Annotated in this window: 21 protein-coding genes; 10 read left to right on the top strand and 11 right to left on the bottom strand. The window is 63.3% G+C overall.

Annotation, left to right across the window (positions count from 1 at the left end):
* Window positions 1–2: 2 nt before the first annotated feature.
* From lldR to lepB, 3 genes are all read right to left on the bottom strand, one after another.
* Complete coding sequence (gene lldR, locus ACVOK8_RS02355) at window positions 3–767, bottom strand: transcriptional regulator LldR (protein ID WP_481565398.1); 765 nt, start codon at window positions 765–767, stop codon at window positions 3–5.
* Between the two features lie 54 nt (window positions 768–821).
* Complete coding sequence (gene lldP, locus ACVOK8_RS02350; RefSeq protein WP_481565397.1) at window positions 822–2,480, bottom strand: L-lactate permease; 1,659 nt, start codon at window positions 2,478–2,480, stop codon at window positions 822–824.
* A 360-nt stretch (window positions 2,481–2,840) separates the two neighbouring features.
* A complete protein-coding gene (gene lepB / locus ACVOK8_RS02345; protein ID WP_481565396.1) occupies window positions 2,841–3,461 on the bottom strand; it encodes a signal peptidase I in 621 nt (206 codons plus the stop codon).
* Window positions 3,462–3,653: 192 nt separating this feature from the next.
* Between lepB and ACVOK8_RS02340 the strand changes: the two genes are divergently transcribed.
* The 6 genes from ACVOK8_RS02340 (at window position 3,654) to ACVOK8_RS02315 (ending at window position 6,180) form a co-directional block, all read left to right on the top strand.
* On the top strand, window positions 3,654–4,067 hold the full coding sequence (locus ACVOK8_RS02340; protein ID WP_481565395.1) for a hypothetical protein: 414 nt from the start codon (window positions 3,654–3,656) through the stop codon (window positions 4,065–4,067).
* 3 nt (window positions 4,068–4,070) lie between these two features.
* On the top strand, window positions 4,071–4,520 hold the full coding sequence (locus ACVOK8_RS02335) for a 3-dehydroquinate dehydratase (protein ID WP_481565394.1): 450 nt from the start codon (window positions 4,071–4,073) through the stop codon (window positions 4,518–4,520).
* A gap of 1 nt (window position 4,521) precedes the next feature.
* Window positions 4,522–4,728 (top strand): hypothetical protein, encoded by a 207-nt coding sequence (locus ACVOK8_RS02330; protein ID WP_481565393.1) that lies wholly within the window; start codon window positions 4,522–4,524, stop codon window positions 4,726–4,728.
* Window positions 4,729–4,903: 175 nt separating this feature from the next.
* Complete coding sequence (locus ACVOK8_RS02325; RefSeq protein WP_481565392.1) at window positions 4,904–5,248, top strand: hypothetical protein; 345 nt, start codon at window positions 4,904–4,906, stop codon at window positions 5,246–5,248.
* A gap of 75 nt (window positions 5,249–5,323) precedes the next feature.
* Window positions 5,324–5,755: a hypothetical protein gene (locus ACVOK8_RS02320; protein WP_481565391.1), complete on the top strand. Its 432-nt coding sequence runs from the start codon at window positions 5,324–5,326 to the stop codon at window positions 5,753–5,755.
* Complete coding sequence (locus ACVOK8_RS02315; protein WP_481565390.1) at window positions 5,752–6,180, top strand: hypothetical protein; 429 nt, start codon at window positions 5,752–5,754, stop codon at window positions 6,178–6,180. The genes ACVOK8_RS02320 and ACVOK8_RS02315 overlap by 4 nt, the downstream gene beginning before the upstream one ends.
* Window positions 6,181–6,224: 44 nt before the next feature.
* Here ACVOK8_RS02315 and ACVOK8_RS02310 read toward each other — a convergent pair whose 3' ends face one another.
* The 8 genes from ACVOK8_RS02310 to ACVOK8_RS02275 form a co-directional block, all read right to left on the bottom strand.
* The gene (locus ACVOK8_RS02310) at window positions 6,225–7,085 is read right to left on the bottom strand and encodes a PA4780 family RIO1-like protein kinase (RefSeq protein ID WP_481565389.1); all 861 of its coding nucleotides are present in this window, start codon (window positions 7,083–7,085) and stop codon (window positions 6,225–6,227) included.
* Between the two features lie 380 nt (window positions 7,086–7,465).
* On the bottom strand, window positions 7,466–9,022 hold the full coding sequence (locus tag ACVOK8_RS02305) for an FAD-binding oxidoreductase (RefSeq protein WP_481565388.1): 1,557 nt from the start codon (window positions 9,020–9,022) through the stop codon (window positions 7,466–7,468).
* 14 nt (window positions 9,023–9,036) lie between these two features.
* Window positions 9,037–10,617, bottom strand: coding sequence for an alpha/beta fold hydrolase (locus ACVOK8_RS02300; RefSeq protein ID WP_481565387.1), 1,581 nt, complete (start codon window positions 10,615–10,617; stop codon window positions 9,037–9,039).
* A gap of 9 nt (window positions 10,618–10,626) precedes the next feature.
* A complete protein-coding gene (locus ACVOK8_RS02295) occupies window positions 10,627–11,634 on the bottom strand; it encodes an NADP-dependent oxidoreductase (protein ID WP_481565386.1) in 1,008 nt (335 codons plus the stop codon).
* A complete protein-coding gene (locus ACVOK8_RS02290; RefSeq protein ID WP_481565385.1) occupies window positions 11,634–12,806 on the bottom strand; it encodes an acyl-CoA dehydrogenase family protein in 1,173 nt (390 codons plus the stop codon). Before ACVOK8_RS02290 ends, ACVOK8_RS02295 begins: the two co-directional genes overlap by 1 nt.
* A 55-nt stretch (window positions 12,807–12,861) precedes the next feature.
* A complete protein-coding gene (locus ACVOK8_RS02285; RefSeq protein ID WP_481565384.1) occupies window positions 12,862–14,226 on the bottom strand; it encodes a flavin monoamine oxidase family protein in 1,365 nt (454 codons plus the stop codon).
* Between the two features lie 326 nt (window positions 14,227–14,552).
* Complete coding sequence (locus tag ACVOK8_RS02280) at window positions 14,553–16,988, bottom strand: TonB-dependent receptor (protein ID WP_481565383.1); 2,436 nt, start codon at window positions 16,986–16,988, stop codon at window positions 14,553–14,555.
* A gap of 88 nt (window positions 16,989–17,076) precedes the next feature.
* Window positions 17,077–17,928: a DUF1838 family protein gene (locus tag ACVOK8_RS02275; protein ID WP_481565382.1), complete on the bottom strand. Its 852-nt coding sequence runs from the start codon at window positions 17,926–17,928 to the stop codon at window positions 17,077–17,079.
* A gap of 443 nt (window positions 17,929–18,371) precedes the next feature.
* On the opposite strand from ACVOK8_RS02275, the gene ACVOK8_RS02270 reads away from it, so the two are divergent.
* The 4 genes from ACVOK8_RS02270 (at window position 18,372) to ACVOK8_RS02255 (ending at window position 21,917) form a co-directional block, all read left to right on the top strand.
* Entirely contained in the window at window positions 18,372–19,559 is a 1,188-nt protein-coding gene (locus tag ACVOK8_RS02270; protein ID WP_481565381.1) for a class I SAM-dependent methyltransferase, read from the top strand.
* Window positions 19,556–19,915: a hypothetical protein gene (locus ACVOK8_RS02265; RefSeq protein WP_481565380.1), complete on the top strand. Its 360-nt coding sequence runs from the start codon at window positions 19,556–19,558 to the stop codon at window positions 19,913–19,915. Before ACVOK8_RS02270 ends, ACVOK8_RS02265 begins: the two co-directional genes overlap by 4 nt.
* A gap of 45 nt (window positions 19,916–19,960) precedes the next feature.
* On the top strand, window positions 19,961–20,467 hold the full coding sequence (locus tag ACVOK8_RS02260) for a hypothetical protein (protein WP_481530408.1): 507 nt from the start codon (window positions 19,961–19,963) through the stop codon (window positions 20,465–20,467).
* 307 nt (window positions 20,468–20,774) lie between these two features.
* Window positions 20,775–21,917 carry a nitrilase-related carbon-nitrogen hydrolase gene (locus tag ACVOK8_RS02255; RefSeq protein ID WP_481565379.1) on the top strand — a complete coding sequence of 381 codons (1,143 nt, stop codon included), beginning with the start codon at window positions 20,775–20,777 and terminating at the stop codon, window positions 21,915–21,917.
* Window positions 21,918–21,991 lie beyond the last annotated feature (74 nt).

The raw sequence follows: 21,991 nt of genomic DNA, 5'->3' as shown, positions 1-21,991 counted from the left end.
GGTCAACCGTGGGGGGAAGGAAGCCGCGAAGCGCGGGCACGCCGCGCTTCGTCTTCATCGAGCGTGCGCAGCGTTGTGTGCACGAACTCAAGATGGGTGTGCGCTGCGGCACGCGCACGCTCGGGGTCACCGGCCAGCACCGCATCCATCATTTCGCGGTGCTGGTCGGACAAGGGGGAAAAGGTTGTCGATGCGGTGTAAAGCTTCTCGCGACTCTGCGAGATATTGGTCTGCAGCAGCTCGAACAGGCCGCGCATCACCTGCAACAGCACCAGATTGTGCGAGGCCTCGGCGATGGACAGGTGGAAGGCGGCGTCGGCGCGCGCTTCGCCGGCCGGGTCGTCCTTGCCATGCGCGTCCATCATGGTCTGGAAGGCCTGCGCGATGCGTGCACGATCCTCATCAGTAGCCCGCAACGCGGCATGCCAGGCGGTTGCGCCTTCCAGCGCATGACGAATTTCCAGCACGTCGAAACGGTATTCCGGATCGCCCTGGAACAGCGGCAGATACGGCACCAGCGGCTCATCCAATGCCTGCCGCGCACGTGCGGCCGGCTCGGCCACATAGGTGCCACCACCAACCCGCGCCACCAGCAGGCCCTGGCTGCCAAGCTGGGCAATCGCCTCACGCAGCGCGGTGCGCGAGACCCCGAGCTGCACCGCCAGTGCACGTTCGGAGGGCAGCCGGTCACCCGGCTGCAGTTGTTGTTCGTCCACCAGCACGCGCAGCTGCGCGGCCACCTTGTCGGAAATACGTTTCGTACTCATGCCGACATTGTGGCCCGAAGCTGCACTGCGTTGGCGGATGCGCGCGGCCATGGCTCAGGGAATCATCCAGGTCAGCCAATAGGCCTGCGCGGTGGTGATCAGGCCGACCATTACCGTAAAGATCAGGCTGTGCTTGACGGTGAAGCGGAACAGGTCCGATTCCTTGCCGGCCAGGCCCACCGCCGCACAGGCGATGGCGATGGACTGCGGCGAGATCATCTTGCCGGTGACACCGCCGGTGGTATTGGCGGCAACCAGCAGCACTTCAGACACACCAATCTGCTGCGCTGTAGTCGCCTGCAAGGCCGAGAACAAGGCATTGGACGAGGTATCCGAACCGGTCAGGAACACGCCCAACCAGCCCAGGAACGGCGAGAAGAAGGTGAATGCCTTGCCGGTATGCGCAAGCGCCAAGGCCAATGTCGCCGACAAGCCGGAGTAGTTGGCTATGAAGGCAAACGCCAGCACCATGCCGATCGAGTAGATCGGCATCTTCAACTCATTGACGGTTTCGCCGAAGGTACGCACCGCCGCACGCACCGGCATGCGCAGGTAGACGATGGTGATCACCGCCGCCAGCATGATCGCGGTGCCGGTGGCCGAGATGGCATCGAACTTGTACACGGCCTCGTAGGCAGTGGGCGCGTTCACGATCGGCGGCATCTTCTGCACCAGCTGGTCCAGGCCCGGTACCGGCAGCTTCAACACCCAGCTTTCCAGCGGGCCACCGGCGGCGAACAAGGCCTTGAACGGCTTGATGCTCCACAGCGTGACCATCGCGGTGAGGATCAGGAACGGCGACCACGCCTTGGCGATCTGGCCGGCGCTGTAACGCGGTGCGCTCGATGCCTGCGCGGCAGCCTCGGCACTGGCCTCGGTTTCAAAGCGGAAGATGCGCTTGGGCTGCCAACGGCGCAGGAACAGCGTCAGGCACACCAGCGACGCCAGCGAGGCGGTGATGTCCGGCAGCTCCGGGCCGATGAAGTTGGAAGTCAGGTATTGCGCGATGGCGAAGGAACCACCGGCGATCAGCACCGCCGGCCAGGTTTCCTTGATGCCGCGCCAGCCATCCATGATGGCCATGATCCAGAACAGCACGATGATGGTCAGGAACGGCAGCTGGCGACCGGCCATCTGTCCGATCTCGAACGCATCCAGGCCGGTGACCTGGCCGGCGACGATGATCGGAATGCCCATTGCGCCGAAGGCCACCGGCGCGGTGTTGACGATCAGGCACAGGCCGGCGGCATACAGCGGCTTGAAGCCCAAGCCAACCAGCAATGCCGCCGTGATCGCCACTGGCGCACCAAAACCTGCGGCACCTTCAAGGAAGGCACCGAAGGCGAAGCCGACCATCAGCATCTGCAGCCGCTGGTCTTCGGTCACCGACAGGATCGAAGCGCGGATGATGGCGAACTGGCCGGTCTTGACCGACACCTTGTACAGGAACACCGCGCCGATGATGATCCAGGCAATCGGCCACAACCCGTACAGGAAGCCGAAGCCGGCCGCGCCCAGCGCCTGCGACACCGGCATGCGATAGAACAGCAGCGCAACCGCCAAGGCGATGGCCACAGTGATGGTGCCGGCCAACCAGCCTTTCATGCGCAGCACGGCCAGGGCGACGAAGAAGAAAGCGATCGGCAACAGCGCGATCAGGCTGGACAGCCAGAGGTTGCCAGCGGGGTCGTACAGTTGTTCCCAGGGCTGCATGCAGGTTCTCGTCAAAGGCGAAAGGCGGCCCACCCGCAGGTGGAGATTACCGTGGTCGCGAATATTGGTATTACCAATATTCAGCAAAACCGACCAGCGAGACGCGATTGAATCGCCGTTTCCGCGGAGATCCTATTAGACCATAGGGTTAGTCAAAGCGATTGGTATGACCAATGCGCGGGTTTGGTAGGAGCGACGTAAGCCGCGAAGCCAACACCAATACAGCCCCTTTCTGATTGCCATTGCATGCATGCAGATTGCCGGCGCTATCTGCTTCGTGGCTTACGCCGCTCCTACAAAAAAAACGAAGGCAAAAAAACGGCACGTCTCCGTGCCGTTTTTCTTCTTCGCCATCGCCGCTTACAAACGCTGCCACTCCGGCCCTTCCCCGCGCCGCCAATACACCGCCAGCGCCTTGCCGTAGACCGTATCGGCGTCCACCAATCCAAAGAATCGCCCATCAAAACTGTTACCGCGATGGTCGCCCACCACCAGCAGTTTGCCGGCCGGAATGGTGATGCCGTTGATATCCGGGCCACCGCCGTCCTCCAGATCCAGTTGCACCTGCTTGTTGCCAAACAACTCACGCGCCACGTCCTGCCGCAGCAGCTGCTCATTGATGGTCAGATAGCCATCATGCAACTGCACGCGATCACCGGCCACGGCAACCACGCGCTTGATCAGCCGCGTTCCATCGGCCGGCGAATCAAACACCGCCACATCACCCCGCTGCGGTGCCTGCCCGGCCAGCAGTTGCACATCGGTGAAGGGAACGCGCAGGCCATACGCACGCATATCCACCACCACCCGATCACCGGGTTGCAGGGTCGGCTGCATCGAGCCGCTGGGCACCTGGTAGTGGTTGGCCAGGCTGTCGCGGGCGGCGAACAGCAGCAGCAACATCACCGCCAACGGCAGGGCTTCGCGGCGAATCCACTGCGCGACGGGATGGGGTGATGTAGCGGACGCGGTCTCATTCATGGCCAATCACAAGCTCCAGGGTTAGCCAACTGACCGCCAAGGCCGGGCGAAGTTCCCCGCGACTGCCGAACCCCGGCCGCAGACTTTGCTACGCAGACTTTACGCCGCCACGCTTGGCCACCATGGCGATTTGATGCCGCTGCGGCGCATCGTGGCACCACCGCGCCGCACGGCGCTTGAACCTGGTGCTACATGAGCGTTTTACTGATCCGGCATACCCGCAACCCAGCAATGCCGGATGCGTCCTTGCTGCCTGCACAACTCGCCGGACAGCCACTGCAATGCCTGCAGTGCGGTTCACTGCCGGCGCTGGCCCAATGCCTGCACAACGCGCGTCAACAAGCGCCGGACTGGGTGCTGATTGAAAACAGCGCCACCGACGATACGCAGTGGGCGCTCCACGGCCGCAGTGTATGCAACGCCCTGGACGCCCTCCGGGCGCCGTATATCGAAATCGCCAGCAATGATGCCGATACGCTGGAAACCCATCTGCATCCACACCATGCCGCCACAGCGGTAGTGGTCTGCAGTACCGGTACCGACGAGGCGCGGCATCTGTCGCTGGCAATTGCCACACGTCTGCTCAGCAACGGACAAGGTGCCTGAGCCATGGCGATCTTCATTGTGCGCGGGCCCGATGCCCATGATGCGCAGCTGCAAGCTGCTGTGCCGCTGCCAAGCAAGGTCATGAATGCATTGGTGCACCGCGCACTCGATGTCGGCATCAGCGTGGCACAGCGCGACTGCCGCTCCGAACAAGAGCTGCTGGACTCGCTGTGCGCGGCCGACCACAACCCGGATGACGTGATCCTGCTCGCACCGGCGGCCTGCGTGCACAGTCTGCGCCTGCAGCGCCTACTGCCGCGCCTGCGCAATGCCTATGTGGAAGTACACGACGACGCCAGCGACGCGCCACAGTCCTGCCTGCCGAAGCACCTTGGCCGCCGTCTTGGCATCGCCCAAGGCTACTGTGCGCAAAGCTATGTGCTGGCCATGGAACTGGCGCTGGAACACCTGTGCTGCAGCGATGTCGGCGACCGCGTGCATGTAGGCACCTGAAATGGATGCGCATCGCTACATCGTTGGATATGAAATCTATCTGGATGGCCACCCGTTCTGGTGGGGGCATCTGGCACTGCGTCTGGACGAAGGTGATCCATTGCTGTTGCAGCCGCAGGCATTGCTGGATCATCTATGCGTGATGGCAGCAGAACGACACGATGTGGCGGCGGCGCAGGTGCGGTTGAAGATGATCAGCCGGCTGTAGCGAACGGTGTTCATTTCTACCGGCTTCGCGGCTTACGCCGCTCCTGCAATTGCTTGGATGGCGCTTTGCCGAGCATGGCTCGGCACTACATGCGGCGGTCTGGCCAGCTTTCACAGCCGGGCCTCGCCAAATACACTCGACCTGCCTTCTTTGAACTGCAGGTCCTCGGATCCACATGCCTCTACTCAACGGTTTCACGCTGGGCCAGGAATTCGATATCGAAACGGATCTGGTACAGGCATGTACGGAAGAACCCAACCATATCCTGGAACAGCTGATTTTCAGCTCGGAACTGGACTTCGACCCCTGCCGCGAGCGGCTCCAGAACGCGTTGTCACTTCGTTACGGACCCTCTGCGGCACCAGCGTTAAGCGTCAACGGAGAGGTCTCCGTGGCCTGCTACACCTTCGCAAAGGACGCAACACGGGTTACCGCCCAGATTTCCTGCGAAGGACCAAATTACCGCTGCCATGGCTTCATCCATGCAACCACTTGCTGGCAGCCCGACTCAAGTTCCTGATTCGTTATCATCGGCTCGCGGGCGGGCACGCGCCTGCGTGAAGCACGCACTCGATTCCCAAGGACGTTCTCCGACATGAATAGTCATTCCATGCTGCTGTGCTTGCTGCTTGCGGCTACGCCGGCTGCTGCAGCCGATACCCAGGATGAGGCTGCCACATTGGCCATCGTCACTGCCGGCCATTGGCAGTCAGGGCAACAGCAGGGGGCTTATCGGGTGCGTCTGGAAAATGTTGGCTTCGAACACGTTTCCTGCCGCGTCTGGATTGAATGGCTGAGCGCAACGGCACCCGGAAAACCGTTCACGACCGTCGCAAAGCTACCATTGGCTGAAGCGTCGGACAGCTTCTGGTCGTGTCCCAACCGAAGCGGCACCGTCGTGCTGAGCGACACAGCGTTGCAGCTCAATCTGGTTCATGCCTATTCGCTGGAACCGCGTGTGTTCAATGTGGTGCTGGGTGCGCCGGGGCACTACCAGTTGCAGAGCGAAGGGAGTACATCACCGTGAGAAACGGAATCTCCCGAGTTCTCACCCTGACGGCGAGCACGTCGCGCCGCAGCCTGTTGTTGCTTGGGGTGCTGCTGCTGGGCGCATGCGCAACCCGCCCCGGACCGCTGGGTGCATTGTCCAACATCGTGGTTACCGGCAGTGGCGTCGACAACGAGCGCGATGCGCTTCTGTGTGATGGATTCAAACCTGATCCGCAGCAGCTGCGTGCGTTCTTCCGCCATGCCGTGCTGATCACCCCGCGGCAGGAACATGACTTCTTCCTGCACGGGCCCTGCTATGTGCGCGGCACGCTCACTACCCGCTATGAGAGTTGGCATTGGGAGCTGCGCAATGGCGGTACCGCCCGGGTTACCTCCGCTGCGGGTGATGATTCTTTTCTGCTGGCCGATCCGCGTGAGGAATCATCGCTTGGCGATGAGTGAGGCCAGCGCTGCCCTGTAGTGCCGAGCATGGCTCGGCACTACCCTTAGTAGTCTTCTTCGGCGGCGGCTTCGCGGCCTTGCTGGCGGATCAGCGCTTCTTCGCGGGCGTCGTTGATGGCGTGACGCACGCTGTCCAGATCCACCGCATGCTCATCCGGGGTGAACTCGCCGGTCAACACGGTATCCGGCAGCAGATCGCCGGCCTGGAACAACTCCCACATTTCTTCGCCGTACCAGGTTTCCAGCAGCTCCGGAGCCCAGCGACCAAGGTTGGCGGTGAGGTTGTTGACGTCACGCAGCAGCATGGTACGGGCGGCGTTGTTGCCACCGGCGCTGACCACCTGCGGGAAGTCGATCACCACCGGGCCATCCGGGCCCACCAACACGTTGTACGGCGACAGATCGCCATGGATCAGGCCGCAGCACAGCATCAGCTTGACCTGCTGTACCAGCACGGCGTGGAACTCACGCGCCTGCTCGGCACTGAGCTCCACCTCGCCCAGGCGCGCTGCGCTGAAGCCCTCGGTGTCGGTCACCAGTTCCATCACCAGCACGCCATGGAAATAGCCGAACGGCTCCGGCACACGCACGCCGGCGTCGCGCAGCTGGTACAGCGCGTCCACTTCGGTGTTCTTCCAGGCCGCTTCGGCCTGCTTGCGGCCGTAGTTGCTGGCCTTGCCGATGGCGCGGGCCTCACGGCTGCCGCGCACCTTGCGGCCTTCCTGGTACTGCACGCGCTGCTGGAAGCTGCGCTGCGCCATGTCCTTGTAGACCTTGGCACAGCGGATCTCGTCGCCGCTGCGGACCACGTAAACCGCTGCTTCCTTGCCGCTCTTGAGCGGGCGCAGGACCTCGTCGATGACGCCGTCGTCTATCAGGACCTGCAATTGTTGGGGTGTTTTCACAGTGTCTCGGTGGCTGCGGGTGGCGGTTCGATCTGCATCGAACGTGGGCCGTCCGGGTGGGATCAGGCCGGCATATTGTTGCCGATGGTACGGAAACCGGCCAGCGATGGAAGCACGGAGGGTTCAGGCTGGACAATTGCGGTGGCACCTACGCGAACGGCCAGGCGTTGGGCTTGGCCGTTGAGTCCGGGTTATTGGGGAAGATGCGGCAGGCTTCGCCGCCCCTCCCCCCAACCCCTCTCCCACAAGGGGAGAGGGGCTAAAGCAGTTGGCTGCAGCTTCGAGTGATGCCTCAAGCTGCAGAATCCCAATCCCTCTCCCCTTGCGGGAGAGGGTGCCCCCGCGAACGCGGGGGCGGGAGAGGGGGTGCTTTGCCAGCCTCAGCGACTCAGGACGCCGGGGTTCATCAGGCCCTTGGGGTCGAGCTGGGCCTTGACCGCGTCCAGCACCGCCAATGCGGCAGGGTCGCGGCCGGCGCGGTAGTCGTAGAACTTGCCCAGCTGCAGGTTGGCCGCGCCATGCGCGCGCATGGTGTCTGCGATCTGCCGCTTGAGCGCGTCGGCAGCTGCGCGGGCCTGCGGATGTTCGCCCGGGCAGCCGATGCGCTCGCGGTGGTCGGCATCGACCGTGCGCTGGTGGAATGCATTGTGGCTGTCCGGCCAATAGATGCAGGGTTCGATCAGCGCAACCTGCGCACCCACGCTGGACAGCAGGGTGCCGATGAAGATGCCGTGCTTGTCCATGGTTTCCTGCTCGCGCGCGAACAGCGCCTGCAGCGCGTTGAACATGCTGCTGGCCTTGGAATGCGGCACCAGTGCATGCACCGGCGCCCAACGCTCACCCTGCGGGCCCAGCATGGAGTTCCAGGCCGCAAACGGGTTGGCGGCCATCATCTTGGGGATGGACGGTTCAATACTCTCGCCGAATTCAGCCACCAGCTTGCGCGCACGCGCGACCCGATCGGCCACCTCCGCTGCACTGTCGCCTTCCAACGTGACGTGCAGCGAGAACTGCTCCTGGTCGACGATGTCACGGCCCTTCACCGCCAGCTTCAGGCCGGAAATCAGGCCGCCCTTCCTGATCACATTGGTCAGCGCCTTGACGTCGCTGGAGAGGCCCGCGCGGCGCATGCGCACGCGGGTAAGCGCCGGATCGAAAGCCGCCGTTTCGCTGGCGAGCCCATGCCGTGCAAGCACGCCAAGCGCGGCAAACAGGCCATCGGCGGTCGGGAACTGCCAGGACAAATAGTCGATATGCGTGTGCTTGGGGATGAGCTTGAGCACGATGCGGGTCTTGATGCCGAGCAGGCCGCAGTCGCCCAGGAACAGACCGGTCAGGTCCGGGCCGTACCAGCGGAAGAACGGTGTGGTGTTGGCAGCCGCGGCCGAGCCGGTGGTGAGAATGTCGCCATTGGCGGTGACTACCTGCAGGCCCAGCACCACGTCGGCCGAGCAGCCATAACGGGCGGTGCCGTGGAAGATCGCACCCTGTGACATGCCGCCGCCCACCGTGGCATGCGAGCCGGACATCGGCCCGAAGTACGGCGTGCGTACGCCCTTTGCATCCAGCGCTTCCTTGAGCGCGCGCCAGGTGACGCCAGACTCGACCACCACGTAGGCATCTTCCAGATTGATCTCGACGATCCTGTCCAGCGAGCTGGTATCCACCAGTACGCTGGGGCTCTGCGCGGCGGTATAGCCACCGGTGTAACTCATGCCGCCGCCACGCGCGATCACTGCAACACCGGCGTCGGTGAGTTGTTTGACCGCAGCGGCCAGTTGTTGCGCGTCATTCGGGCGCAGCACCGCCAGCAGCGGCTGGCCCTGCGAGTAGACGTCGGTGGCGTAGTACTCAAGCTCGCCGGCATCGGTGACGATGCTGCCACCCCAGCTGGATTGCAGCGCGGCGATGACGGCGGTTGTAGTGTCGTTGCTCATGGGGGTCCTTCAGCTCAGGCGGACAGGGCGGCGGCGCGCCCCTGGTAATCGGACTCGGCATCGGTGATCACACGCAGCGGTACCGGCAAGGCGCGCAGGCGCGCGGTCAGGTCCGGCGCGGTGACATCGTGCAGCAGGCCGTGCAGGCGGCGGCCAAGGCGCAGCAGCTCAACCACATTGGCATGCACCAACGCAGGCGCAGGCGCGTCCACGCGGCGGCGTGCAGCGGCACTCGGCGCCAACCATGGCCATAGCAGATGGCGCTCGCGCTCCCATTGCCAGGCATCGCAGAGGTAGCCGCCGGCGCGGTCGATGACGGTGCTTGGCAGACCCTGCAGCAGCACGGCCTGTTCTTCGGCAGTGAGCAGCCATGGCGAGTGCAGCACGACTTCGCTGACACGCGCGCCCAGCGCATCCACCAGCGCAGGAACGTAACCGGCAGCAGCGCCATGCGCTTCGATCAGCAACGGCAGCTCGGCGCTGTCACGCACTGCGTCCAACAAGGCTGCGACCACGCTGGCGGCATCCAAGCCAGCATCACCTTCGCAGGACGCACCGTGACCGGGAAGATCCGGCAGCAAGCACGCGCTGTCATCGATCTCGAGTTGTTGCGGTGTCAATGGCTTGGTGCCGGGTGTATGCAGGCATAGCCGCAGCTGGCCCCGCCCTGCCCGCTCCCAGACCGCCATGTCACAGCTGGCGCTGGCGATGATGCGGCGCTGCCAGCGCTTGTTCGCCGCTGTAGCAGCGTTGCCAGCAACGAAGTTCGACTCAGCAGCCAAGGTCTGCGCCAACCACGCATCCATGTTGTCGAGCATCGCTGGGATGCCCGCCGGCTCTTCGACCACGGTTACGTTGGCAGGCAGACCGCGCAGGCGCGGCATATGCGCCAGCAGCGGATCACCATGACGGTAGACCAGCCACGACGGCATCTGCAGCTGCTGCAGCCAGAAGTGGTCGTTGTGGCGGAACGCCGCCGCATACCCGGCGCGGTAGGTATCGCCAACATCCAGCACATCCATCACCGTTTCGCGGGTGCTCTCGGTGGTCTGCGGTGGAATCGTCATCGCCGCTTCGGCGCGGCCGTCGTACCAAGGGAAGTAATACTTCTGCTCACGCATGCGCGACCACAGCCAGCGCAGGTGCGAGCCGTCCCACTGCGCCACGAATGGCGGCAGATAGGCGTCGCCATACAGCGCGCTTTCTTCTGGAGTGAAAGCCGCATAGCCATCGACTACCAGCGCGGCGACACGCTCGGGCGCAGCCCAGGCCAACCAGGCCGCTATCAGCCCGCCGGTATGCATGCCGAATACCGCAAAGCGCTGCGGGCCGATGGCGTCGACGAACTCCAGGGTGGCCGCACCGAACTCGGCAATCGTCATCGGGTTGCCGGGCAATGCATCGGAATAGCCGAAGCCGGGCGTATCCGGCGCAATCACCGTATAGCGGTCGGCGTAGCGTTGCTGCATCGCCGCCCACATGCGCGAATTCTGCGGCGATTGATGGATCAGCAGCAGCGCCGGCCCACTGCCGGCAATGCGGTAGTGCACTTGCCGTCCGTTGACGGAAGCGAAGCAGCGTTGAATCTGGGGCATGCGTGTTCCTTAGAGCCGTACCAGCGCCTTGCCCAGGTTGTCGCCATTGAGCAGGCCGATGAAACCAGCCGGCGCAGTGGCCAGCCCGTCGTGAATATGTTCGCGGTAGCGCAGCGTACCGGCGGCGATCATCTGCGCCAGTTCAGTGCGGCATTCCACGAAATCAGCCAGATGGTCGTAGACCACCAGGCCTTCAAGGCGTGCGCGCGCACCAATCACCGGCCCCAGATTGGGACCAGCCGGGCGCTCGGCACGGTTGTACTGATCGCTGAGCCCGCACAGCACCACGCGCGCATGCAGGCGCAGCAGTGACAGCGCGGCTTCCAGCACGGCGCCACCGACATTGTCGAAGTAACCATCAATGCTATCCGGGCAGGCTGCGCGCAGCGCCTTGGCGAACTCCGGATCGCGATAACTCACGCAGGCATCGAAGCCAAAATCGTCGGTGACGATGGCGCATTTCTGTACGCTGCCGGCGATGCCAACCACGCGGCAGCCTGCAGCCTTGCACAGCTGGCCAACGACGCTGCCAACCGCACCAGCAGCGGTGGACACCAGGATGGTCTGGCCAGCTTTTGGTTGCATGATCTTCCGCACACCGGCCCACGCGGTGAGGCCGGGGACACCAAGCACACCGAGGAAGGTACTAGCCGATGCCAACGTCGCATCAACCAACGCCGTGGCATTGGCATCCATCACCGCGAACTCCGCCCAGCCTGTCATTCCCGTCACCACGTCGCCGGGCGCAAACCGACCACTGCGATCGGCGATCACCGTGCCGATGCCATAGCCCGGCACGATGCTTCCCAACGGCGGGCACGGCAACGCATAACGGCCACCGAGTTGCGCGCGCAGGAACGGGTCCAGCGACAACCACTGCACCTGCACCAACAGCTGGCCGTCACCGATCACCGGCAACGGCAGCTGCTGCATTTCAAAATCCTGCAGCTGCGGCAGGCCTTGCGGAATCTGCCGCAGGCAGACGGCCTGCATGGTGCTATGCAGGCCGTCCATCATCAGAACGCGTTGATGCCAGTCAGCTCGCGGCCGATCACCAGTTGGTGCACGGTCTCGGTACCTTCGTACGTGATCACCGATTCCAGGTTCAGCGCATGACGGATCGCACCGTGCTCGGTGGTGATGCCGGCGCCGCCGAGCAGGTCACGGCATTCGCGGGCGATGTCGATGGCCAGGCGGCAGTTGTTCCACTTGGCCAGCGAGACCTGCTGCGGCTGCATCTGCCCGGCGTCCTTCAGACGACCGAGCTGCAACACCAGCAACTGGCCCGCAGTGATGCGGCGGGCCATGTCGGCCATCTTGATCTGCGCGCTCTGGGTGGCGGCGACCGGGCGGCCGAACAGGATGCGCTCCTTGGTATAGGCCAGCACTTCGTCCAGGCAGGCGATGGCCGCGCCCAGCGGGCCCCAGGTGATGCCGTAGCGGGCCTGGGTGAGGCAGCCCAATGGACCCTTCAGGCCCTTCACGTTGGGCAGGCGGTTGGCGTCGGGCACGCGCACGTTGTCGAAGAACAGCGCGCCGGTGACCGAGGCGCGCAGGCTCATCTTGTGCTTGATCTCCTGGGTGGTGAAACCCGGGGTGCCCTTCTCGACGACGAAGCCCTGCACGCCCTCGTCGGTATTGGCCCAGACGATGGCGATATCGGCCACCGAGCCATTGGTGATCCACATCTTGGAACCGTTGATCACCCAATCACCGCCATCCTTCACGGCACGGGTCTTCATGCTGGCCGGGTCGGAACCACCATGGGCCTCGGTCAGGCCGAAGCAGCCGATCACCTTGCCGCGCGACATGTCCGGCAGCCAGCGCATGCGCTGCTCTTCCGAACCGTAGGCGTAGATCGGGTACATGCACAGCGAGCTCTGCACCGAGACGAAGCTGCGGATGCCGGAATCACCGCGCTCCAGTTCCTGGCAGATCAGGCCGTAGCTGACACTGTTCAAGCCGGCGCCGCCGTATTGTTCCGGCAACGAGCTGCCCAGCAGGCCCATGTCGGCGATCTCGCCGATCAGCTCGGTCGGGAAGCGGCCTTGGTCGAAGCAGTCGCCGATGATCGGCAGCACGCGCTCATCGGTGAAACGGGCAACGGAATCCTGTACAGCGCGTTCTTCCTCGCTCAGCAGCGAACGCACGTCGAACAAATCGTAGGGGTTCAGTGTCTTCAGGCTCATTACTGTCTCTGGAAGGCGCATCCGCGCCCGGAAGGTAGGGGATAAGGTAGTTCAATCAGGCCGAAAGAATTGCTGCAGCCGCACGCTCGCCTGACGTTACGGCCGCTTCCATGCCCGGAACCTGCAGTTCGGTCTGCTCGCCGGCGAAGTGGATGCGCCCGAACGGGGTGTTGGCCCAGCGCAGGGTTTCGGCGAAACGACCCGGCGCAATCTCCGAGAACGCGCCATCGGACAGGGGATCATTGCCCCAGCTGCGGGTCTCCAGCGGCAGCAGCGCGCCCTTGGACGCCGGCCGCAGCCGCTCCATCGCATTGATGACCCAGGCAAAGCGAGCCTCGCGGGCGAGCTGATCGGCCTGCTCGGCCATGCCGCCATTGAGCCAGACGATCAGACGGTTGATCTGGCCATCGGCGCCGGGCACGGCAAATACGCGCTGCAGCGGGCCATCGCCCCACAGCGACAGCGGCAGGCCGTCGTCTTCCCAGAACCTGCGGGTGGGCTGCAGGTGGATGCTGGTGACGGCGTTGGAACGACGTGCCGACCAGACTTGCTGCTGTGCAACCGGCGGTGCCGGATCAATGACGATGCGGCTGAGCGGGCCACAGGGCAGGGCCAGCACCAGATGCGCAGCGCGGAAGCGGCGGCCATCGGCGCAGCGGACGTCCAGCATGCCGCGCGCGGATTCGACCCGGGCAACCTGAGCGTCGAGTACCGGCGGCTGCGACAAGGATGCAGCCATCGCCTCGGGCAGTGCCTGACTGCCACCTTGCACCCAGCCGGTGCCCCTGGAGCCGAACCGACGCAGCGCATCGCGGCGTAGTGCATCAAGCGCGCTGATGGTCTGCAGCGAAGAGAAGCTATTGCCGATATCCATCCACTGCAGCGCCTGCGGCGACCAGCCCTTGCTGGCGATCAACTGTGACAGCGGGATATCCAGCGAGAGATTGGCAGGGTCGCGCCAGCTGTCCACCGCCGGCAAGCCGAGCTCAGCGATCGCGGAGGCCAGCAGCATCGGCGGCAGCAGGCCATGCTCGCGGCCCTGCAAGGTGTTCAGCGGGCTCTCGCCCCATGATTTGGCTGGCACCAGCGTATCGCCGATGGCCAGGCCCAGCCCGGCAGCAGTCGGCAAGGCGGCCGACGGCGGCACGATACCGACACCGACGCGCTTGGCATGGGCATGTACGCGCTCATAGGCGGTGCCAACTTCGACGCCGCCGATTTCAAAGCGGATGCCATTGCGCACCACGGTCTGCAGACGGCCACCGACGCGCGGATTGGCTTCCAGCACGGTGACGCGGGCACCGCCGGCTTCCAGGGCGTGGGCGGCAGACAGACCTGCCAAGCCCGCGCCTACGACGATGACATCGCTGGTAGGCACTTTGGCGTGAAGCGCACCCGGCAGCAGCGTCAATGCGGCCATGGCGGAAACTCCGTTGATGAAATCGCGTCGTTGCATTGGTTCTGCCTGCTGGGTGCGGAGTGTTTTGTTGTGTTGCAGTTGCTGTTGCTTCAAAAGCCGTCATTCCCGCGAAGGCGGGAATCGCTCTTGCTTTCGCTCTTGCTCTTGCACACCCCTCCAGAAATTCAAAAGCAAAAGCCAGAGCGATTCCCGCCTTCGCGGGAATGACAAGCAACGGCCAGAGCGATTCCCGCCTGCGCGGGAATGACGTTCTGGCGGTGTGTCGGCAATGCCAATCAAGCGCAAGCTGGAAGGGCGCAACGCCCCCTTCCAGCCGACCTCAACTCTTAGAACTTGTAACTGACCTCAACGCCATACATACGCGGCAGCGACGGCGTCAAACCAAAGTCACGCAGGTTGGTCACCGCCAGACCGGTCAACGGTGGCACCGCCGGCACGGCCACGTAAGCATCCGGGTTGATCGTCCGTTGCGCGTCTTCCAGGGTGCGGTCGTTGAACGCATTGGTCACGTAGGCCGAGACCTGCAGCTGCTCGGTCGGGCGGATGCTGAAGCGGAAGTTGGTGCGGGTGGAAGCGCCGATGTACGCCAGATTGTCGACCTGGATGTAGCGCTTTCCTTCGTAGTTCACATCCATGTTGGCGGTATATTCCCAGCCATTGGACAGCGCACCGTCATACATCAAGCCCAGCGTTGCCTTTTGCTTTGGCACGCGCGGCAGGGTAGCGCCGGCGGCATCGGCGGCCGGATCAGCCAGCGTCGGTGCATTGCTACTGGAGAACAGATCGGCCTGGTCCTGGCTGATGAACTTCAGGATCTCGGCATCGGTGTACGAATACGCCAAGCTGGCCAGCCAACCCTGCGCGAACGCCCACTGGCTTTCCAGCTCGAAACCGCGAATGCGCGACTCACCCACATTGGTGGTGTAGCTGGTGGAGAACAACGAGCCGTTCTTGCGGATCACCGGACCGGTTTCGGTCAGCTGCTGGTTGGTCCAGTCGATCTGGTAGAGGTTGGCATTGACGCGCAGGGTACCGTCCAGCCAATCGCTCTTCATGCCCAGCTCGTAGTTCCAGGCCTCTTCTTCCTTGTACGTGTTCAAACCACGTGCGATCAGCGCATCGCGGTCAGCTTCGCGGAAGTCGGCGCGGTAGACATCGGTATTGAAGCCACCGGGCTTGTTGCCCTTGGAGACCAGCCCGTACAGGTTGACGTTCTCACGCGCCTGGTAGCTCAGCGTCCAACGCGGGGTGAAGCTGCTGAAGGTCTTGTCCAGCGCATACGTCTGGCGATAGGTATTGGCGCCGAGCACGCGCACATCGGTGCCGCCCTTGCTGATTTCATCGCGCGCATAGCGACCTTCCAGCGAGGTGGTCCACTGGTCGTTGATGCGCCAGTTGATCAAGCCGTAGAGCGCCTTGTTGACGGTCTGGTCATCCGGATTGGTCGGGATCGGCGTGACCACCTTGTTGCCACCGATGGTGTAACCGGTCAGGTCGCCACCCCAACCCGGCTGCGCGTTCTGCTCGTAGTAATACGCGCCGAGCATGCCCGACACCGCCAGATTCTGGTCGGTGGTCAGGCGGATGTCCTGCGACCAGTTCTTTACACCGCTGTTGGCGAAGCTTTCGAACGCACCGCCGTAGCCACGGATGGCGCTGTAATCCTGATCGCTGGCAGCGTAGGTTTCGCTCTTGTTGTAGGCCGAAGTCGAGGTCAGGTTCCAGCCGTTGGCGAACAGATAGTCCACCACCACGCTGGTGCGCAGCAGGTCGGTCTTGCGCCCGGAGAAATAACCTGCGGTCTCGAACTCCCTGGTGTTCAGCGCGTGGTCCGACGGCTCCTTCAGCTCACCGCAGTAGTAGCCGCGACGGCGCGATTCCAGGATCGGATACAGGCCGAAGTACAGGCCACCGGTTTCTTCCGGCAGGTAACAGTTGAGGTTGTCGCTGCCCAGACGCGCAGCGGCGAAGTGCTGATCACGGCTCTTCTGCTTCATCACCCGTGCGGTGATGTCCAATGCGTCGGTCGGCGACCAGGCGATGGCGGCCATGCCACTGATGGTCTCGGTGCCGTTGAGGTCCTTCCTGCCCGATGCCTGGTTGTAGAACACGCCATCATTGCCACGCTTGTTCAGGCTGACGTCGTAACCGAACGAACCGTCTTCATTCGCGCCCGAGTAGAACAAGCCCATCTTTTCCTGGCCATAGTTGCCCGCGCCCAGGGTGAGCTTGCCGCCCGGTGCACTGCCAGGCCGCTTGGTGATGAAGTTGACCGCGCCGGAAAAGGTACGACGACCGAAGGCTGCCGACTGCGGGCCACGGATCACTTCCACGCGCTGGATGTTCTCCAGCCCGTAGCTGGAGATATCACCTTCGACGTAGATGCCGTCGATGAAGAACGAGGCATTGGCCTCGCCCTGGATATTGGACATGCCGCGGATCACCGGGCGGTCGAAGCCACGGCCATAGCCGGACTTGAACGAGAAGCTCGGCGACAGATTGGCGATGTCGCGCACATCGGTCAGGCCCTTCTTCTCGATGGTCTGCTCGGACATGGCGGTGATCGGCAGCGGCATCTGCTGCAGCGGCTCGGACACGCCGCGCGCGGTCACGGTGATCTGGTCAAGGCTGTGCACGGCATCGCTGTTGGCTGCCGGCGGTGCGCCCGCTTCGTCGCTGTCGGCAGCGGCGGCGTTGCCCGCACACAGCAGCAGTGCGAGGGCGATCGATGAGCACAGCAGGTCTGGCTTGATGGTTTTCATGGAGTTCCCGACTGCAAGGTGTGATCGGAATGGATTGGAGGATGGATGCGCCGTCTTGGGGGAGGGTTCCGTCCGTTGTTTCCGTACTTCAGTCCTGCTGTTTCACCGTCGCGCCCTGCTTGAGCTGCTTGTAGTAGCTCCAGCTGGTGACGTTGGGCTGCACCCAGGTCTCGGGTGCGTGTGCGTACTCCGGGTAGCGGCTACGCACGAGTTCCTGGATATCGGCTGGCAGTTCGCTGACCGATGCGCGCTTGTTGCCCTGCGCGATGTACAACAGATTTCCCGGGCGCATACCCAGCTTCATCCACGGCAACCACGGCCCGATGCGGGTCCAGCCATAGGTGACCGGCACGCTCTTCAGCGCCGGGTTTTCCAGATCCGCGCGTGGCGCGAAGAACATGAAGTGCTCCGAGCCCATATAGGTCGGGCCACTGGATTCGGCAGGGAATTCGGCCGGCTGCAACGGGTTGGGATAGGCCAGCGGAATATTGAGGGTCAACATCACCTGATCACCGGCTTCCACCCATGGCAGCTGCATCGGGCGGCCCGGCGCGTTGAGCACGGTGTTGACCGGATCGTTGGCAACCTGCACGACCTCGTTGCGTTCGCCCGACAGCGGGTTGTCCCAGCTGTCGATGATCTTGCCGGTCTTCAGGTCGCGATAGAACGTGAGCTCACGCGTGTACAAACGCCACACGCCATCGGCCTGTTTCTCGGCACGGCAGATGTTGTAGCCCTCGAAGCCCATCAGTGGTGCGGCCTTCTTGCCGGGCTCCTGCGCGAACAAGGTGCCGGCCCACCACAGGATCTCTTCCTGCTTGGGGTCCAACGAGCAACGCAGCTTGACCATTGCCTCGACGCTGCCCTGTTCGGACTGCAGATCCAGCGCTTTTGCCTGTGGCGAAAGTGCGATTGCGACAGCCAGCAAAACCGATGACATTCGAATCACGTCCAACCCCCGATTGAAATGGAGCGATGAAGCCAGTGCCTTGGCCTGCTCCGGACCACGGAAGACAGGCCTGTTGACCCATCGAAGATGACATATAGCTATATCATTAGTACATGATTGTCCAATCATTTGTAGAACCTATCTCGCAGATCCCCCGGCGGCGCTGGTCGGCATGAAAACCTTGCTGCGCGGGGCACTGGCGAGACTGCGCAGGATGTTGCTTTGCAACAAAAAAGCTTCCGATCGGAGCATGAAAATCGGCACTGGCTTTTTGTCCGGACATTTGAGAAATTCGGGAATCGGGCGGTGTCAGCAGGGCTGCAGCCACCGCCGCGGGGACCGTGGCGCAGGTATCAAACCGACACTTGACCCCGACCAGACCCGTATGACATATAGATATAACTTTAGAACTTGAAGCCTTCCGAGGAATCGCCATGAGCCAGCAAGCCCTGCCCCCCAGTTGGCAGCACGTGGGCCGCCACGCGGTGTTCCCTGACAGCGCGCTCGACGACACTGCGCGCTTCGACTTCCTGGCCAACCTCAATGGCTACCTGGCCACCCAGCTCAGCCCCAAGGTCAAGGTGGCCTACGAAGCTCGGGTAAAACCGGCGTTCGAGAAGGAAAAGGGCCGCGCCCCGCAAACCCGCCATGAGGTGCGCAAGGCGATGGCCGGCGATGCGATCTACCAGACCTGGAGTGCCCTGCGCCGCAGCAGCATGGAAATGCGCCAGCAGGCCGGTCGCGGCCTGGTGCTCAAACAGGTGGATGCACTGATCGAGAAAACCCGCGCGCTCAACGCCAGCGACGACGGTCTGCAACTCGATACATCGGTGCAGGTGCCGCGCTATTCCAGCGCCGTCGACATCCACTGCATGCCCGGCGGCTATCACACCGAGTTGCTGGCCGATGACGTATCCGCCGCGGCCAACTACGACTGCGGCATCTTCGCCACCACCGGCGGCATGCTCGGCCGCTACAACGACGGCGGCGGCCAAGCGCTTGCGCAGTGGCTGCAGGAACAGCACCCCGCATTCAAGCCTCGCCGTATCCTCGATATCGGCTGCACCGTCGGCCACAACATCGTGCCGTTGGCGCAGGCCTTCCCGGATGCGGAAATCATCGCGATTGATGTGGCCGCGCCGATGCTGCGTTATGCGCATGCCCGCGCCCGCGCGCTTGGCGTCAACAACATCACGTTCCGCCAAGCCAATGGCGAAGCGCTGGATTATGCGGATGGTTCGTTCGACCTGATCACAACCGCCATGTTCTGGCATGAGAGCTCTTCAACGGCGATGCCGCGCAAGCTGCGCGAGATCCAGCGCCTGCTTGCCAGCGGCGGCCTGACCGCGCACCTGGAGCAGCCGCAGTACCACGGCATGGACCCCTACGAGCAGTTCATCCGCGACTGGGATGCGTACAACAACAACGAGCCGTTCTGGAGCGTGATGCATGAGTACGACCTGCGCCAGATGATGGCTGCGGCCGGCTTTGATACAGAGCGCTATTTCGAAACCAAGGTCCGTGGTGTGGTTGACCGCGACATCTTCCCGGTCGCCAGCGAGAGCGGCGAAGACCACGGTCGCGCCGCGCTGTGGACCATGTTTGGAGCGTGGAAAGCATGAGCATTGATCCGATCGCCCTGGCCGGCAGCCGCGCTCGTGGCAAGCGTCCGTACTTCTTCAAGGACCCGGAAGTGGAGCGCGTGCTGTCCATCGCCATGGCCATTGCCATGGAGAACGCCGTTACCCACCAGCGCCTGGACGCGCTGGAACGCTTGATCGAACAGAAAGGCCTGCTCAGCCGCGCGGAACTGGACCAGTTCCGCCCGGACCGTGAGGCCGAAGCACAGCGCACGCTGTGGATGAAGGAATACATCGCCCGGGTGCTGCGCATCGTGCAGCAGGAAACCGAGGTGTTGGAAAGCGGTGCTATGGACGTGCCGATGGAAGAAGTCATGGATGAACTTCGCGACCAGTAAGACGCAACAGCGTCGCCCATCAAAGACCACAACCAAGGAAAGCACATGACCGATCTGGCCAAGCACATGCCCGCCCTCGCCCGCCATGAGGGCGTCTGGGATGGCGTGTACCGCTACTACGATGCCAACGGCGACAAGATCGACGAACACAAGTCGCGCCTGATCTGCCGCATCACCGGCGACGACAAAGCCCCGTACCACCAGACCAACCATTACAGCTGGGCAGACGGCAAGACCGAAGTACGCGACTTCCCGACGTCCTACCTGTTCGGCCGCATCATTTTCGACAATGAGCTGATTTACGGTTGGTGCACCGAAATTCCGGAAGACGACCATCACCGCACGCTGATGCTGTATTGGCAGCGCAAGGGTGAGGACGGCCTGGAGCTGTACGAAATGATCCAGCTGTCCGACTGCGGCCAGCTGCGCAACCGCATCTGGCATTGGTACAAGCGCGGCGTACTGGTACAGCGCACGCAGATCGACGAGAAGTTCGTCAGCCGCGACTGGCAGAAGATCAAGGGCGAGAGCTTCAACGGCGACCCGATCTGATCTGCTGCTTAAGCCCCTCTCCCGCCTGCGGGAGAGGGGTTGGGGTGAGGGGAAGCTTCTAGCAAGCAGACCAAAATCCTGGAAGCTGGTAACGCCTGAAGCGCTCCCCTCATCCGCCCCTTCGGGGCACCGACTCCCGCACGCGGGTGCAGCAACAGCAACAGCCCACCCCCCCGCAACGGCACAAGCAACTGCAACGGCACCAGCAACTGCAACTGCAACTGCAACTGCAACTGCAACTGCAACTGCAACTGCAACTGCAACTGCAACCAAGATGATCCACGCCGCCCATCCATCGAGGCAAGCAATGAGCAACACCCGCAGACATTTCCTCGGCAGCGCCGCCGGCCTGGCCGCGCTCGGCGCCGTCGGCCCCGCCCTGCTTGGCAGCTCGGCGCCCGCACAGGCAGCCATGGGCAAGGGGCCGGATGCGCTCAACGAGCGCACCGACGGCACCTACGCCACGGTTGAACTGGCCAAGCCGGCCTGGACTCTGGGTCTCGTGCAATCGCGCGTGCACAGCTTCGATGCCAAGGAATGGAAGGCGGGCAGCAAGCGCAACCTGGCGCATATGCTCGAGCTCATCGACAAGGCGCATTACCACGCCAAGCCCGACCTGCTGCAGTTCCACGAGTTCCCGCTCAGCGGCTGGCGCAAGTGGACCCGCGATGAAATCCTCAAGTTCGCCATCACCATTCCCGGCGAAGAAACCGAAGCCATCGCCAGTAAGGCGCGCCAGTACGGCACCTGGATCGTGTTCGGCGCCTACGCCACCGATCCGGACTGGCCGGGCCATGTGTTGTCGATCACCACGATCATGAACGACAAGGGCGAAATAGTGGACAAGCACTGGAAGGCGCGCAACCTCAAGGGTGCGTTCCCGGACTTCGAGCTTTTCACCACGACTACCTACGACGTGCTCGACCGCTACGTGGAAATGTACGGCCGCGATGCGGTAGTGCCGGTGACCCGCACGCCGCTGGGCAATATCTGCACCAGTTCCACCCAGCGTGAGCCGGAGCTGTTCCGCGCGATGGCGTTCAAGGGCGCCGAGGTGTTCCTGCGTACCGCCTCGGGCGGTTTCTCGGACATGGATGTCGCCGCCTGCGCGATGTACAACGGCGTCTACTCGTCCATCGTCAACAACTCGATCTCGCCGGACAATGGCCCCTACTTCGATGATCCGGGTTCAGGCGGCACCGCCCTGTATGACCCCAGCGGCAAGATCGTCGCCGAGGCACAGAGCAAGGAAGAGACGCTGGTACTGGGCCGCGTGCCGATTGCCGAGCTGCGCGCGCGCAAGCGCCAGCCTGTCGTGCATATGGATCTGTTCCGCGACGTCTACGACACCTACCAGAACGCCTATCCACCGAACCTGTGGTCGGAGTACCTGCCCACTTCACTGGAAGATGCGGCGCGCTACATCCGCGGCAAGTCGCGCTGGAAGTAAGTTGAACCGACAACGGCGCCGCAAGGCGCCGTTGCTTCATCCAACGCCCCCTGATTCCAGGAGCCAGGAGAAAG

The sequence above is a fragment of the Stenotrophomonas sp. STEN083 genome, assembly GCF_056759195.1.
Note: the sequence above shows the minus strand (reverse complement) of the source record. Positions and strands in the feature narration are given on the sequence as shown.

Coding starts and splice junctions, on each gene's coding strand:
- lldR (WP_481565398.1), bottom strand. CDS start 767: ATGAGTACGAAACGTATTTCCGACAAGGTGGCCGCGCAGCTGCGCGTG.
- lldP (WP_481565397.1), bottom strand. CDS start 2,480: ATGCAGCCCTGGGAACAACTGTACGACCCCGCTGGCAACCTCTGGCTG.
- lepB (WP_481565396.1), bottom strand. CDS start 3,461: ATGAATGAGACCGCGTCCGCTACATCACCCCATCCCGTCGCGCAGTGG.
- ACVOK8_RS02340 (WP_481565395.1), top strand. CDS start 3,654: ATGAGCGTTTTACTGATCCGGCATACCCGCAACCCAGCAATGCCGGAT.
- ACVOK8_RS02335 (WP_481565394.1), top strand. CDS start 4,071: ATGGCGATCTTCATTGTGCGCGGGCCCGATGCCCATGATGCGCAGCTG.
- ACVOK8_RS02330 (WP_481565393.1), top strand. CDS start 4,522: ATGGATGCGCATCGCTACATCGTTGGATATGAAATCTATCTGGATGGC.
- ACVOK8_RS02325 (WP_481565392.1), top strand. CDS start 4,904: ATGCCTCTACTCAACGGTTTCACGCTGGGCCAGGAATTCGATATCGAA.
- ACVOK8_RS02320 (WP_481565391.1), top strand. CDS start 5,324: ATGAATAGTCATTCCATGCTGCTGTGCTTGCTGCTTGCGGCTACGCCG.
- ACVOK8_RS02305 (WP_481565388.1), bottom strand. CDS start 9,022: ATGAGCAACGACACTACAACCGCCGTCATCGCCGCGCTGCAATCCAGC.
- ACVOK8_RS02300 (WP_481565387.1), bottom strand. CDS start 10,617: ATGCCCCAGATTCAACGCTGCTTCGCTTCCGTCAACGGACGGCAAGTG.
- ACVOK8_RS02295 (WP_481565386.1), bottom strand. CDS start 11,634: ATGATGGACGGCCTGCATAGCACCATGCAGGCCGTCTGCCTGCGGCAG.
- ACVOK8_RS02290 (WP_481565385.1), bottom strand. CDS start 12,806: ATGAGCCTGAAGACACTGAACCCCTACGATTTGTTCGACGTGCGTTCG.
- ACVOK8_RS02285 (WP_481565384.1), bottom strand. CDS start 14,226: ATGGCCGCATTGACGCTGCTGCCGGGTGCGCTTCACGCCAAAGTGCCT.
- ACVOK8_RS02280 (WP_481565383.1), bottom strand. CDS start 16,988: ATGAAAACCATCAAGCCAGACCTGCTGTGCTCATCGATCGCCCTCGCA.
- ACVOK8_RS02275 (WP_481565382.1), bottom strand. CDS start 17,928: ATGTCATCGGTTTTGCTGGCTGTCGCAATCGCACTTTCGCCACAGGCA.
- ACVOK8_RS02270 (WP_481565381.1), top strand. CDS start 18,372: ATGAGCCAGCAAGCCCTGCCCCCCAGTTGGCAGCACGTGGGCCGCCAC.
- ACVOK8_RS02265 (WP_481565380.1), top strand. CDS start 19,556: ATGAGCATTGATCCGATCGCCCTGGCCGGCAGCCGCGCTCGTGGCAAG.
- ACVOK8_RS02260 (WP_481530408.1), top strand. CDS start 19,961: ATGACCGATCTGGCCAAGCACATGCCCGCCCTCGCCCGCCATGAGGGC.
- ACVOK8_RS02255 (WP_481565379.1), top strand. CDS start 20,775: ATGAGCAACACCCGCAGACATTTCCTCGGCAGCGCCGCCGGCCTGGCC.